We start from the raw sequence: 14,846 nt of genomic DNA, 5'->3' as shown, positions 1-14,846 counted from the left end.
GTGGCTCCGCGAAGAGGACTCGAACCTCCAGCCTATCGGTTAACAGCCGAGTGCTCCACCATTGAGCTATCGCGGAATACTATTATTTTATATCTTTTAAATTTAAAGTGGCTCCGCGAAGAGGGCTCGAACCTCCAACCTATCGGTTAACAGCCGAGTGCTCCACCATTGAGCTATCGCGGAACGTTACCACAATGAATATTATATATAGTAATTTTTAAAAATGCAACCCCTTTTTTTAATTTTTTTTTAAATTTTACTTTTAATCTTATAATTTTCTTATAAATTACAAAAACTTTTGTAACGAATTTATATATAGATATGTTGTATAGTATTATTAGAAAAAAGAGCAGATTTATAATAAAATGAATTAGACAAAAAGTTGTGGAGGGAAACATAAAATAATGAATCATAAGAAAAAAAGATTTAATAAAAAGAAGAAAAGACAAAGAAAAAGGGCAATATTAGCAATACGTATTTTAATAGTAATTGCAGTATTTGTAGGAGTTAAATTTATTCCTAAACGTGAAAATCAAAATTTACAAATAGAAAATAATGGGACAAGTGATAGTGAACAATCCAATAATACTGAAGAAACAGAAAATAAAGAGAAGATAGAAACTCCTAAATTAGATAATAGTGGGTATACATCCTTTGAAGAGGACCCTAATGCAGATGATGCAGCTGTTGTTGCAGCAAATACTAAAGGACTTTTAAATAGAACTAAGACATATCCAGTAAGAACAGATGGTAAAAAGGTTGTTTATTTAACTTTTGATGATGGTCCATCACCGACTAATACGCCAGGTGTATTAGATGTATTAGATAAATATAATGTAAAGGCAACATTCTTTGTTTTAGGAACATCAATAGCTGCTAATGATCAAGCAAAAGCATTACTAAAAAAGGAGGTTGCTAGAGGACATGCAATAGGAAATCATACATATAGTCATAATTATTCATACTTATATCCTAATAGAGTTATGAATGTAAATAATATTGTATCTGACCTTCAAAAAAATGAAAATGCAATGAAAGAGGTACTAGGAAAAGACTTTACAACAAGAGTTATTAGATTACCTGGTGGATATTGGTCATGGGATGGGCGTACAGCTATGAAAGAGGCTATGGAACAAGACGGATATTACAATGTAGACTGGAATGCCTTAGATAAAGATGCTGAAGGTCCAAAGAAAAATGCAGATCAATTAGTACAATGTACTAAAGAAAGTGTAGAAGCTTTAGGACCTAATGCAGATAGTGTTGTTTTATTAATGCATGATACTTATGGAAAAGAAGAAACTGTAAAAGCTCTTCCAAGAATAATTGAATATTTACAAAGTCAAGGATATGAATTTAGAACAATTAAATAAAAAAATGAGGCTGTTGCAAAAGCAACTAGCCGATTATATGGGAAAAGGTGGATTTGATAGAATCCACCTTTTTTGCATAAACTTAAATTATGAACATATTCAGTTTATACAATACTAATCAACAATTAGTATTGCCAATAGATCTAGAAATTATGATACCAGAAACTGATTCTGTTAGATTGCTAAGCACAGTATTGGAGGGACTAGATTATTCAGAATTATATAATGCATACTCTACAAATGGTAGAAATCCAGCAATCTCACCAAAGACTCTTTTTATGGTATTAGTTTATGCAAACTTAAATGATATTCACAGTTCACGAGAGATAGAAAAAGCATGTAAAAGAGATATAAATTTTATGTGGTTACTACAAGGCGAAAAATCTCCTAGCTACTCAACTATATCAAGATTTAGAACTGGTAGATTAAAAAAATGTTGTGAAAATTTATTTTATCAATTTGTGATGAAATTAGGTGAGTTAGGTGAAATAGACTATAAAAATATATTTATTGATGGGACTAAGATAGAAGCCAATTCAAATAAATACTCATTTGTTTGGAAGAAAAGTGTTGATAAATTTGAAAGAAAACTTAAGAAAAAAATGATTGAAAAAGTTAATGAAATAAACGAAGAATTTGGTAAGTGCTACGCTACCGATAGCGATAGCTTAAATGTTACTCTATATTCAGAAATAATTGATGATTTAAATAAAATAATTAATGAAAATAAGGAATAATACTAAGAATGAATAGGTGTATTCAAGCAGAGGGTACATTTGGGGTAATTAAGGAAGATCATGGGTTCAGAAGATTTTTACATTTAAAAAAAGAGGCCGCTACAAAATGATTAAAAATCATTTTGTAGCGGCCCCTTTAAAATACTAATTATTATTTAATGGTTTCATTGTTGGGAATAGTATAACATCTCTTATTGATGCTGAATCAGTTAAGAACATTATTAATCTATCGATACCTATTCCTAATCCTCCTGTTGGTGGCATACCTGTTTCTAAAGCACTCATGAATTCTTCATCAATCATGTAAGCTTCATCATCACCAAGTTCTCTTTCTTTTTCTTGTTGAGCAAATCTTTCTCTTTGAACTATTGGGTCATTTAATTCAGAATATGCATTACATAATTCTCTACCAAATACGAATCCTTCAAATCTTTCAGTAAACATTTCATTTCCTCTCTTCTTCTTTGTTAAAGGAGAAATCTCTACCGGATAATCAATGATAAATGTTGGTTGAATCATGTGTTCTTCACAGAATTCCTCATATAAAGCATTTAACACTTCACCTTTAGTTACAGTATTTAACGGCTTAGAGAATTCTAAATTTTTTTCCTTAGCAACAGCTTGTGCATCTGCATCAGATTTAAATTCATTATAGTCAACTCCTGCATATTCTTTAACAGCATCAACCATAGTTATTCTTCTCCAAGGTGGCATGAAGTCTATTTCTGCTCCTTGATAAGTAACCTTAGTAGTTCCATTTACCTTCTTACATACTTCTGCAACCATGTTTTCAGTTAATTCCATCATATCATTGTAATCAGCAAATGCTTGATATAATTCAATCATAGTAAATTCAGGATTATGTCTTACTGACATACCTTCATTTCTGAAAGTTCTTCCTAATTCATATACTTTTTCAAAACCAGCTACAATACATCTCTTTAAATATAATTCTGGAGCAATTCTTAAGAACATATCTAAATCTAAAGTGTTGTGGTGAGTAATAAAAGGTCTTGCAGAAGCTCCACCAGCTATAGTAGCAAGCATTGGAGTTTCAACTTCTAAGAATCCTCTATTATCTAGGAATGTTCTTATTCCACTTATTATTTGACTTCTCTTTATAAAAGTATCTTTTACTTCTGGATTAGTTATAATATCAACTTCTCTTTGTCTGTATCTTAAATCTGGATCTTTTAACCCATGCCATTTTTCTGGTAATGGTTTTAATGACTTACTGATTAATTCAACAGTTTTAACTTTAACAGATACTTCACCTGTTTTAGTTTTAAATACTTCCCCTGTAGCAGCAACCCAGTCACCTAAATCATTAGTCTTATATTGTTTTAAAGCTTCTTCTCCAACTTCATCAATTTTTATGAAAAGCTGAATTTTTCCATCTCTGTCATATATATCAGAGAACACAACTTTACCTTGCCCTCTTTTAGACATTATTCTTCCAGCAACAGTTACTTCTTTTCCTTCTAATTCTTCGAAGTTATCTTTAACTTGCTTAGATGAATGAGTTCTTTTTACTTTATATACATCAAAAGGATCTTTTCCTTCTTCTTGTAATTTAACTAACTTTTCTCTTCTAAGAGATTCTTGTTCACTAAATTGTGACTCAAGCTCTTGTAAATTCATTTCTTCAGTTGACATTAGTATCCCTCCAATTAATCTCTTCTTATTCCTAAGACTTCAAACTTATTTATTCCGTCTGGTACTGAAACCTCAACTATATCTCCAACCTTTTTACCTACTAGAGCACTTCCAACTGGTGATTCATTAGATATTTTAAAATTCATTGGATCTGCTTCTGCTGAACCAACAATTGAATATTCTACCTCTTCATCAAAGTCATAATCTTTAACTTTAACAATAGAACCAACTGATACTACATCATTAGGTAATTCACTTTCATCAACAACTACAGCATTCTTTAACATATTTTCTAATTGAAGAATTCTTCCTTCTGTAAATGCTTGATCGTTCTTAGCTTCATCATATTCAGAGTTTTCACTTAAATCTCCATATCCTAAAGCTACTTTGATTTTCTCAGTAATTTCTTTTCTTTTTACAGTTTTTAAATATTCTAACTCTTCTTCAAGTTTTTTTACACCTTCATAAGTCATTATGAATTGTTTTGTTTGGCTCATATCTTTCTCCCCTTCGAACATTCACTTTACTGATGTCTATTTTAATAGATTATTATTCTTGAAATCATTTTAAATATTATAAATCAGCGTATTTAATATGTCAATAAACCTATAATTTGCTGATAGTATTCCTTGATAATTAATTTATATTCATTTTAATAATTTTTGCTATAATAATTATATACAAATTATTATATAATTTCTATATTTCTTAAACTTTCTCTATATTCCTCTAATATTTCCATAACTCTAGCGCTATCATCTACAGTATTTATTATATTCCTTATTTCACTACTATTATGTAATCCCTTAATATACCATGATGAATGTTTTCTCATCTCTCTTACAGCTTTATGCTCTCCATCATATTTAAGAGCTAATTCATAATGTCTTATACACATTTTTATCTTTTCTTCCGGAGTTATAATTAGAGGCTCTTTTCCTTTATACAGATTATCTATCTGTTTAAATATCCATGGATTACCCATGCTTCCTCTAGCAATCATAATTCCATCTACATTTGTTTCTTTTTTTCTCTTAAGCGCATCTTCTGCTGTAAAAACATCGCCATTTCCTATTACAGGAATACTTACGCTTTGCTTTACTTTAGCAATTATATCCCAATCAGCTTTACCTTCGTACATTTGCTGTTTAGTTCTTCCATGTACTGCAATAGCATCAGCTCCTGCTGACTCCATAACTTTAGCGAATTCAACTGCATTTATATTTTCATTATCAAATCCTTTTCTAAACTTAACAGTAACTGGCTTTGTGGAAACTTTTTTTATAGCTTCAACTATATTTCCGGCTAGCTTTGGATCCTTTAATAATGCTGAACCTTCACCATTCTTAGTTATTTTATTAGCAGGACATCCCATATTTATATCTAAAATACATATATCTTCCCTTGGATTAAAATGCCTTTGTACCATTTCAGCCATTATTTGAGGATCATTTCCAAAAATTTGTGCTGCTACTGGCATTTCTTCTTCTGCTATTCTTAGTAAACTTTTAGTGTTTTCACTTCCATAATATAGGGCTTTAGCACTTACCATTTCAGTATATACAAGTTCACAACCCATTTCTTTACATAATCCTCTAAAAGAAATGTCTGTTACACCTGCCATAGGCGCTAAGAAAACTCCATTTTCAAAATTAAGGTTTCCTATTTTCATTTGTTTTACTCCTTATTTTTTTCGTATATAATTCTTAACCCCTCTAAAGTTAAACTTGAATCTACTTTATCTATTATATTCGTTTCTTTTGCTATTAAATTAGCCAATCCACCTGTAGCAATTACATATGGATTATCTATTCCAAGTTCATTCATTTCTCTTTTCATTCTTCTTACTATATATTCAACCTGCCCTATATACCCATATAGTATTCCCGCTTGCATGCTTGTTATAGTATTCTTACAAATAACACTCTTTGGTACTTCTAATTCTATTCTTGGTAGTTTAGCTGCTCTTTCAAATAATGCATCTGATGCAATTTTAACTCCTGGAGATATACATCCACCTAAATAATCACCTTCTTTTGTTACTGCACAATAAGTTGTAGCAGTTCCAAAGTCTAAAATAATTAAATCTCTTTTATAAATATCATGAGCCGCTACAGAATTTACTATTCTATCTGCACCAACTTCTTTAGGATTATCATATCTAATATTTATTCCTGTTTTGACCCCTGGCCCTACAACTATAGGTTCAATATTGAAGCTTTTTCTAACCATATTCTCTAAAGAATGCATTATATTTGGTACAACAGATGATATTATTATACCCTTAACCTCTTTAGGATTTAAATCATATTGATTAAGTAATTGCATAACTTGAATTGAATATTCATCTGAAGTTTTTTTCGTATCAGTGCTGATTCTCCAACTAACTATACATTCATTTTCTTTATATACACCTATAACTATATTAGTATTTCCAACATCTACTAATAAAATCATAAAAGCACCACCTTAATATAATTAAAGCAGCCTTTAAGCTGCATTTATTATCAAATATTACGTAACAATTTAAATTAACACTCTAATTTTAACAATTACATATTATTTGTCAAGTATTATATTTGTAAAATTTTAGAATAAACCTACTATTTCGCCATTTTGTAAAATATCTATCTTATTAGCAGCTGGAACCTTTGGTAATCCTGGCATTGTCATTATATCACCAGTAAGTGCTACTATAAATCCAGCACCATTTGATACTCTTACTTCTTTAACTGTTATCTCAAATCCTTCTGGTCTTCCAAGAAGAGAAGGATTATCTGACAATGAGTATTGTGTCTTAGCCATACATATAGGTAACTTATCAAGGTTGAATTTTTCTAATTCTTCTATCTGCTTACAAGCTGCTGTAGTGTAATTTACACCTTTTGCTCCATATATTTCTCTGGCAATAGTCTCAATCTTTTCTTTTATTGTATCTTTTTCATCATATAAAACTTTAAAGTCAGCAGAATTATTTTCTAAGACATCACTAACTATATCTGCTAATTCTAATCCGCCTTCTCCACCTTTTTCCCAAACATTACATAATGCTACTCTTACGCCTCTTTCATTACAGAATTCTTCAATAAATTTAATTTCAGCCTCACTATCACTGACAAATTTATTTATTGCAACAACAACTGGCACGTTATATTTCTTCATATTTTCAATTTGTTTCTCTAAATTTACTACACCTTTTTGAAGTGCTTCAACATTTTCATCATTTAAGTGAGCCTTTGCTACTCCACCATGATGTTTTAATGCTCTTATTGTAGCTACTACAACAACACATTCTGGCTTTAAATCACCATATCTACATTTTATATCTAAGAATTTTTCAGCTCCTAAATCTGCTCCAAAGCCTGCTTCTGTAATAACTACATCGCCTAAAGTCATAGCCATTTTTGTTGCTATTATAGAGTTACATCCATGAGCTATATTAGCGAAAGGTCCTCCATGAATTATTGCTGGGGTATTTTCTAAAGTCTGTACTAAGTTTGGTTTAATAGCTTCTTTCATTAATAATGTCATGGCACCTTGAACTTCTAATTGCTTTGCATAAATTGGATTACCGTCTAAATCATAAGCAACCATGATATTGCCTATTCTTTCTTTTAAATCTTGTAGGCTAGTAGCTAAACAAAGAATTGCCATTATTTCTGAGGCTACTGTTATCATAAAGCCATCTTCTCTTAAGAAACCATTTATTTTTCCACCCATTCCCACTACTATGTTTCTTAAAGCTCTATCATTCATATCCATAACTCTTTTGAATACTATTCTTCTTGCATCTATTCTTAGAGTATTACCATGATGTATATGATTATCTATAGCTGCACACAAAAGATTATTAGCAGTTGTTATAGCATGCATATCTCCTGTAAAATGAAGATTTATATCTTCCATAGGAACTACTTGTGCATATCCACCACCAGCTGCTCCACCTTTCAACCCAAAAACAGGTCCTAAAGATGGTTCTCTTAAAGCTACTATGGCTTTTTTATTTCTTTTATTCAAAGCCTGACCAAGCCCAATAGTTACTGTAGATTTACCTTCTCCTGCTGGTGTTGGATTTATAGCTGTTACTAATACTAGCTTTCCTTTTTTTTCTTCCTTACTTCTTTCTAGTACATCTAAAGATATTTTACATTTATATTTACCATATTGATCAATGTCATCTTCACTTAAGTTTAATCCTGCTGCAATTTCTCTTATATTTTTCATCTTAGCTTCTTGAGCTATCTGTATATCGCTTTTCATTTAGTATACCTCCACTACTAATTAACTTTATAATTAATTATATCATTGAAAAAAAATATTTAAAACATCAAATCGAATATTATTGTTAGTTTTTATAATATTTTTCGTATTTTATTGATTCTTATTACTCTTTTTATATATTTAAAAATATAATGTATGTCTTTTCTTTATTATTTTAAAATTTCTCTTAAAAAAATAAGCTATATCAAAATATCTCCTGATATAGCTCATTACTTTTAGTTGGCATCAAAAATTTCTTCAAACTCCTTGCCATCAATTTTTTCTTTTTCTAACAAAGTACTAGCTACTGCATGTAGCTTATTAACATTTTTCTTTAATAACTCTTCAGCAGTATTATAAGCATTACTAATTAAACTCTTAATTTCCTTATCTATCATTGCTCCTACTTCTTCACTGAAGTTTCTTCCTCTTCCTAAATCTCTACCTAAAAATACTTCATTGCTATCACTACCATATGATATAGTTCCTATTTTATCACTCATACCATATTCCATAACCATAGATCTGGCAATGGAACTTGCTCTATCAATATCATTCTTAGCACCTGTACTTATATCTCCTAAAATTAATTTTTCAGCCACACGACCACCTAAAAGTCCAACCATTTCATCTAATAACTTTTCTTTTGATGTATATGTCCTATCCTCTGTTGGAAGATGCATTGTATATCCACCAGCCATACCTCTTGGAATTATACTTATTTCATGCACAGGATCTGAATTTTTTAAACATTTCATTACTACAGCATGACCTGCTTCATGATAAGCAGTAAGCTTCCTATCATGTTCACTTATTGTCCTACTTTTCTTTTCTGGCCCTGCTATTACTCTTGTTATAGCTTCTTCAAATTCATCCATGCCTATTTTCTTTTTGTTCTTCCTAACAGCTAAAAGTGCAGCTTCATTCGCTAGATTTTCTAAATCAGCTCCACTAAATCCTGGAGTTCTTTTTGCTAGAACATCCAAACTAACATCGTTGTCTAACGGCTTTTTCTTAGTATGAACTTCTAATACAGCTTCTCTACCTTTTCTATCAGGTCTACCAACCATTATTTGTCTATCAAATCTTCCTGGTCTTAAAAGAGCCGGATCTAATATATCAGGCCTGTTAGTAGCAGCTATCATTATAATACCTTCATTAGCTCCAAAACCATCCATTTCTACTAGTAATTGATTTAATGTCTGTTCTCTTTCATCATGTCCTCCACCAAGACCAGCACCTCTTTGTCTTCCCACGGCATCTATTTCATCTATAAATATTAATGATGGAGAATTTTTTTTAGCCTGTTCAAATAAATCCCTTACTCTTGATGCACCAACACCAACAAACATTTCAACAAAATCTGATCCTGAAATACTAAAGAAAGGTACTCCTGCTTCTCCAGCTATTGCTTTTGCTAGAAGTGTTTTCCCAGTACCTGGAGGCCCAACCAATAAAACTCCTTTAGGAATTCTTGCTCCCATTTCTACATATCTTGCTGGTTGCTTTAAAAAGTCAACAATCTCTTCTAATTCTGCTTTTTCTTCATCAGCTCCTGCTACATCATCAAAAGTTACCCTCTTATTATCAGGAGTAACCATCTTAGCTTTGCTTTTTCCAAAGTTCATTACTCCTCTTCCACTGCTTCCGCCACCCTGTGACTGTTGTGTAAAGAAGAAGATAAATACTACAAACAATATAATTATCATTATAGTAGGAAGTAGACTTACCCATATACTGCTATTAGACGGTGCAACATATTCTATTTTAATATCATCTTTAGGATATTGTTCATTTAAAAATTCAATCATAGAACTTGGTGCATATACCGTATACTTATTTTCATCCCGTGTTGTTACCTCAATAGTCATCTTATCAGAATTTACATTTATACTTTCAACCTGATCATTAATCCACTTTTGTTGAAAATCACTATATACCATTCTATTTGACACACTGCTTCCATCAAGCATGAAAGTTGCTATTGCAAAAAACAACAACAATCCTATTATCCAAATAGTTGCACTTGAATATTTTTTCATCCAAGGCCCCCCTTTCATCTAGTACTTTTTAACTATATATTTCTTCTTTTAATATACCTATAAAAGGTAAATTTCTATACTTTTCAGCATAATCTAAACCATATCCTACTAAAAATCCATCTGGTGCTTCAAAACCTATATACTTTACATTAACATTTACAGCTCTTCTAGCAGATTTATTTAATAATGTAACAATTTCTACTGAAGATGCACCTTTACTACCTAAATAAGACATTAAATATTTCAATGTAATGCCGCTATCAACTATATCTTCTACAATCAATACTTCTTTTCCTTCTATACTTCTATCTAAATCCTTAAGTATTTTTACTACGCCACTACTTTTTGATTCCTTTCCATAAGTAGATATTGCCATAAAATCTATTTCACAAGGATTATGTAATCTCTTTAGTAATTCTGATATAAAGACTACTGAACCTTTTAAAACTCCTACAAGCAATAAGTCTTTCCCCTTATAATCCTCGTCAATAATTTTAGCCAATTCTTTAGTTCTTATACTAATCTCCTCTTCACTAAATAAAATTTCCTTAATGCCTTCTTTCATAATACTTATTCCTTCCCTTCAAAAGATATTTTCAGCACTCTCTTAGTACTTTTTGTAATTTTAAAACTTTCAGAAACCTTATACCCAACTATCCAAGCTATTTCATCATCAAAGCATATAAGTGGAATAACGTCTCTTTCCTCTCTAGGAACTTTAAGATTAATAAAGATATCCTTTAGTTTCTTTGTACCCTTTATCCCTAAAGGTTTCATCTTATCTCCATCTTTTCTATTCCTAATTACAATTCTCTCTTCTATCTTATCATAATCAAAAAGTTTTATTAAGGCATTATTGGAAAATTCTACGTTTTTTTCTCTATCTATTACCTCCATTTTAATCATGTAATTTTTAAATTTGATTTCTTCAATTACACTTTCTTTCATAATAGAGACTTCACTTTCTTCTTTAGTGATTTTCATATTATTTTTCTTCTTAAATATAATATCTCCATAAGTATTTTCAGCTATGATACTATTAGTTAAATTTATACTTTTTCCTGTTCCTTTATTATATAAATCAATGACATCATATATATGTTTCATTTCAAAATTTTGATGACTTTTGGATATTTCTTTAAAAGCTCGCTTTATCACTCTCGTTACTATTGCTTCTTTTTCTTTTACAAAAAGATTTTGTTCTATAACTATCTTATGATTTGTGCATTTACAATACTCTTCATAACATTTATTAGACTGCTCTTCAATATATTCATTATCCTTGCTTAATATTAATGCCATCCTATTCAAAGTATCTATAATATCCTTATTAAAGTTTTCTTTCATATAAGGAAGTATATCCAGTCTCACTTTATTTCTGCTATAAATTCTCTCCATGTTACTTTTATCTATTCTTGGCATTAAATGATTTTCTGCACAATAGCTTTCTATCTCACTACGATTTAAACAAAGTATAGGTCTGATTATTCCTCCTTCCCTTACAGCCTTTATACCTACTAATCCTTCTAAACCAGTTCCTCTCATCATACGCATAAGTATTGTTTCTGCTTGATCATTTGCATTATGAGCTACAGCAATTTTATCATATCCGTATTTTTCTTTTATTTTTTGAAATGCCTTATAACGTTCTTCTCTACCAGCCATTTCTAGAGATATACTATTTTCACTGGCTACTTTGTTTATGTCTATTCTCTCTATATAGCAGTCTATTCTTAATTTTTCACAGATATCATTTACATATCTTTCGTCTTTAAGTGCTTCTTCTCCTCTAAGCATATGATTTATATGTATAGCACCTAACTTTATATTTAACTTTTCTTTAAGGCTATACAATATATGTAAAAGACAAACCGAATCTGGACCACCAGACAAAGCTACTAGTATTTTTTCCTCTGCCTTTATCATGTTATTATCTATAATGAAATATTTAACTTTTTTAATCACTTTATATCCCTACTTTGCTTTATATTTTCATCCTTAATAATACCTTTACATTTTTTTAAAGTAAATATATAAATCTAATATAAAATATTAAAGAAGGGACTAATCCCCTCTTTTAATATAATGAATATAATTTTGATACCACTACTGTCATATCATCCATTACCTTTCCATTACTTAATACTTTTGCCTTATCTAAGATATCTCTTGATAATTGCTCAGGATTAGTTGTTGCCTTCTCTAAATAAGTCCTCAACCATGAATAATCACCAATATTATTTTTATCTACATCTAAAATTCCATCACTGATGGTTATAACAATATCTCCATGCTTTAACTTCTTTTTCTTCTTCTTGTATTCAATTTCTTCCACAGCTCCAAAAGGTAATGAATTATCACTTATTACCTGAACATCTTCATACCTCTTTATAAACGTTGCCACTGCCCCTGCTTTTATAACTGAAAGTTCTCCGCTATATAAATCAACCATGGACATGTCTAATGTTGTAAATTTTTCATCTTCACTAAATTTCATATTCATAATTGAATTTATAGCTTTTATAGCTATTTCTTCATCATATCCACATTTTATAAATTCATCAATTATATCTATGGCAACACTACTTTCTAACCCTGCATCAGGACCTGATCCCATACCATCACTTAAAGCTATTACATAAATGCCATTTTTATTTTTACCAAAATTAAAACTATCTCCTGAAAATTTTTCTCCATCTTTTGGTATTGATGCCACATATGATAACATATGATACTTAGGACTTTCTTCAATAACCACTGAACACTCATTAGTTTCTGGATTTATCCTGCAACCTTCATCACTTATAGAAAAAGGTACTCTTAAAACTTCCTTTAAAATAGGAAGTATTGCTTTTCCACATATATTTTCTCCATAGCAATTTTTCATAAGCATTTTAATCTTTAACCTGCCCTTTTTATCAGTATAAGAATATATATTCTTATATGCTATATTTTTTCTAGACAGAGCTTTCTTAAGGACTTTATCCAGCTCATAACAATTATCTACATCTCTTGTAAATTCCTTTATTACATCATCCATCGCCTGAGATATGCCAGCAATATTTTCTGCAATAAGTTGTCTTCCTTCACCCATTCTTTCTTTTAAGACTTCATTAACAGTAGTAGTATTATAAAATTCCTCACAACTCTTAATTAAAGTATTACTTTTAACACAATTTTCTTTAAGGTTTTTATTTATCTTTCCTTTTCCTTGTTCGAACATTTCAATGAGTTCTGAAAATTCAAAGAAAGTTTTATTTAATTCCTTTCCCCAACACTTGCTGTTCATTTCACAATTACTACATACTCGATCTGCAAGATTCTCTATCATAGCTGAGCTTTTATCTTTTACTAACAACTTATGATTTCCTGATAATTTATTCATAGATTTAGATAATCTATCTAATATTTTTTTTAAGTTTTCTATTCTTTCTACAAATTCACTCTTAACTCCATCTATCTGTGCTTCATTTATTATCCTATTTTTTTCTTCATTACTTAATTCCTGCAAAATACCCTCTATAAACTTGGCTGGAGTTAACAACATAATCACTGCTGGCACTGCTATTTCCACTGCTCCATATATATTTATTGTTACTGAATATCCTACTATTATTGAACTTACAATTAAATACGCCAAAGCCGAAAATATTTTACCAGTTTCTTTAAACACACCAACAACTAGCCCACAACAACTATATAAACTTATAAAAAGTAATATATTTTTACTGGTTACACCTACGATTATTCCCATGGTTACTCCAATAACTGTTCCTATTGATGCTCCTCCTGCATATGCTATTACTATTATAATAGCCAAAGCTGCGATATTTCTTATACTTACACCGAAGCAAGCAATATTTCCAATCCCTGCAACCATTAAGCATAATACTATGGCCATACTTATCAATTCTTCCATATTAAAAAAATAATTATGCTTTATTTCATCTAAACAACTTATGCCATAATTAACAACATAAAATACTGGTATTATGCTTAAGCTTTCAATTAATGCAAAGGCTATATTAACAGATAAACCTTGACTACCAAAAATACTTTCAATTATTAAGAATTCTACTACACATATTATACATATATTATTAGTCTTAATTCTTCTCCCTGCTTTATCTGCTATATAGAAAATCAATAGTATTGAAATTGCTAAAATAGGATATACATATGAATCAGCATCATTACTATAAACACTTAACCCCCCTATAATCACTCCAAAAAAAGCAATTATAGTCTCTTTACTTCTTCTTTTATTTATAACTGAAATCAAAAATGCCATACCAAAAGGTGTAATAGTCAATCCATCCACCACTCTAAACTTTACCCTACTTAACATAAATCCGCATAATAATATAAGTATAATTTTAGCTGCTGTTAATTTATATTTAGTAATTCTATCTTTTTTACTATCAATTCTCTTATATACCGAAACCCCTGCATCATATTGCATTTCAATCACACCTTTCTTAACAATAACTTAATGATATCATTTACCATTAAATTATTATGTCATTTAGTGTTTTCCAGTATTTTTTTCGTAAGACATTAATTTTCCATTTTCATTTTATCATGCTAGTTTTTTTATTTTATTTCTTTTATATTCATATTTTTTCTTCTTTAAATAAATACTTTTTGTCGTAATTATCTATTTTTTATTATTTTTATGAAAAGAAAAAAGAGATTCAAATAAAATTTGAATCTCTTGGTGCTGAAGACCGGAATCGAACCGGTACGGTATCGCTACCGCAGGATTTTAAGTCCTGTGC

10 protein-coding genes, 2 tRNA genes and 2 pseudogenes are annotated in these 14,846 nt (G+C 30.2%); 3 read left to right on the top strand and 11 right to left on the bottom strand.

What is annotated here, in order from left to right; translation table 11 throughout:
• Position 1: 1 nt before the first annotated feature.
• Together BHW04_RS06795 and BHW04_RS06790 are read right to left on the bottom strand one after the other, a co-directional pair.
• A tRNA-Asn gene (locus BHW04_RS06795) sits at positions 2–76 on the bottom strand.
• A gap of 32 nt (positions 77–108) precedes the next feature.
• Positions 109–183, bottom strand: a tRNA-Asn gene (locus BHW04_RS06790).
• 221 nt (positions 184–404) lie between these two features.
• Here BHW04_RS06790 and BHW04_RS06785 point away from each other — a divergent pair.
• The 3 genes and pseudogenes from BHW04_RS06785 to BHW04_RS12255 all read left to right on the top strand — a co-directional run.
• Positions 405–1,373 (top strand): polysaccharide deacetylase family protein, encoded by a 969-nt coding sequence (locus BHW04_RS06785; RefSeq protein ID WP_302699248.1) that lies wholly within the window; start codon positions 405–407, stop codon positions 1,371–1,373.
• Positions 1,374–1,462: 89 nt separating this feature from the next.
• Positions 1,463–1,976: pseudogene (locus BHW04_RS06780) on the top strand (transposase); the annotation flags it as partial.
• A gap of 127 nt (positions 1,977–2,103) precedes the next feature.
• Positions 2,104–2,190 (top strand): annotated as a pseudogene (locus tag BHW04_RS12255) (transposase); the annotation flags it as partial.
• A 64-nt stretch (positions 2,191–2,254) separates the two neighbouring features.
• Here BHW04_RS12255 and lysS read toward each other — a convergent pair.
• The 9 genes from lysS to spoIIE form a co-directional block, all read right to left on the bottom strand.
• Complete coding sequence (gene lysS / locus BHW04_RS06775; RefSeq protein ID WP_022211409.1) at positions 2,255–3,766, bottom strand: lysine--tRNA ligase; 1,512 nt, start codon at positions 3,764–3,766, stop codon at positions 2,255–2,257.
• 14 nt (positions 3,767–3,780) lie between these two features.
• Positions 3,781–4,263, bottom strand: a complete 483-nt coding sequence (gene greA / locus BHW04_RS06770) for a transcription elongation factor GreA (protein ID WP_022211408.1) — start codon at positions 4,261–4,263, stop codon at positions 3,781–3,783.
• 191 nt (positions 4,264–4,454) lie between these two features.
• Positions 4,455–5,438: a tRNA dihydrouridine synthase DusB gene (dusB, locus tag BHW04_RS06765; protein ID WP_022211407.1), complete on the bottom strand. Its 984-nt coding sequence runs from the start codon at positions 5,436–5,438 to the stop codon at positions 4,455–4,457.
• Between the two features lie 5 nt (positions 5,439–5,443).
• Positions 5,444–6,223 (bottom strand): type III pantothenate kinase, encoded by a 780-nt coding sequence (locus tag BHW04_RS06760; protein WP_022211406.1) that lies wholly within the window; start codon positions 6,221–6,223, stop codon positions 5,444–5,446.
• Between the two features lie 132 nt (positions 6,224–6,355).
• On the bottom strand, positions 6,356–8,026 hold the full coding sequence (locus tag BHW04_RS06755; protein WP_302633546.1) for a formate--tetrahydrofolate ligase: 1,671 nt from the start codon (positions 8,024–8,026) through the stop codon (positions 6,356–6,358).
• Positions 8,027–8,262: 236 nt separating this feature from the next.
• Positions 8,263–10,068 (bottom strand): ATP-dependent zinc metalloprotease FtsH, encoded by a 1,806-nt coding sequence (ftsH, locus tag BHW04_RS06750; RefSeq protein ID WP_022211404.1) that lies wholly within the window; start codon positions 10,066–10,068, stop codon positions 8,263–8,265.
• Between the two features lie 28 nt (positions 10,069–10,096).
• A complete protein-coding gene (gene hpt, locus BHW04_RS06745) occupies positions 10,097–10,633 on the bottom strand; it encodes a hypoxanthine phosphoribosyltransferase (RefSeq protein ID WP_302633547.1) in 537 nt (178 codons plus the stop codon).
• Between the two features lie 5 nt (positions 10,634–10,638).
• Positions 10,639–12,033 carry a tRNA lysidine(34) synthetase TilS gene (gene tilS, locus BHW04_RS06740; RefSeq protein WP_022211402.1) on the bottom strand — a complete coding sequence of 465 codons (1,395 nt, stop codon included), beginning with the start codon at positions 12,031–12,033 and terminating at the stop codon, positions 10,639–10,641.
• Between the two features lie 112 nt (positions 12,034–12,145).
• The gene (gene spoIIE, locus BHW04_RS06735) at positions 12,146–14,530 is read right to left on the bottom strand and encodes a stage II sporulation protein E (protein ID WP_302699246.1); all 2,385 of its coding nucleotides are present in this window, start codon (positions 14,528–14,530) and stop codon (positions 12,146–12,148) included.
• Positions 14,531–14,846 lie beyond the last annotated feature (316 nt).

Source organism: Clostridium sp. 29_15 (assembly GCF_001916075.1).
Lineage (GTDB): Bacteria > Bacillota > Clostridia > Clostridiales > Clostridiaceae > Clostridium > Clostridium lentum.
This window is presented reverse-complemented; position numbering and strand designations above follow the sequence as displayed.

Bases quoted from the DNA above. Each gene is read 5' to 3' on its own strand.
- BHW04_RS06785 (WP_302699248.1), top strand. From the start codon at position 405: ATGAATCATAAGAAAAAAAGATTTAATAAAAAGAAGAAAAGACAAAGA.
- lysS (WP_022211409.1), bottom strand. From the start codon at position 3,766: ATGTCAACTGAAGAAATGAATTTACAAGAGCTTGAGTCACAATTTAGT.
- greA (WP_022211408.1), bottom strand. From the start codon at position 4,263: ATGAGCCAAACAAAACAATTCATAATGACTTATGAAGGTGTAAAAAAA.
- dusB (WP_022211407.1), bottom strand. From the start codon at position 5,438: ATGAAAATAGGAAACCTTAATTTTGAAAATGGAGTTTTCTTAGCGCCT.
- BHW04_RS06760 (WP_022211406.1), bottom strand. From the start codon at position 6,223: ATGATTTTATTAGTAGATGTTGGAAATACTAATATAGTTATAGGTGTA.
- BHW04_RS06755 (WP_302633546.1), bottom strand. From the start codon at position 8,026: ATGAAAAGCGATATACAGATAGCTCAAGAAGCTAAGATGAAAAATATA.
- ftsH (WP_022211404.1), bottom strand. From the start codon at position 10,068: ATGAAAAAATATTCAAGTGCAACTATTTGGATAATAGGATTGTTGTTG.
- hpt (WP_302633547.1), bottom strand. From the start codon at position 10,633: ATGAAAGAAGGCATTAAGGAAATTTTATTTAGTGAAGAGGAGATTAGT.
- spoIIE (WP_302699246.1), bottom strand. From the start codon at position 14,530: ATGCAATATGATGCAGGGGTTTCGGTATATAAGAGAATTGATAGTAAA.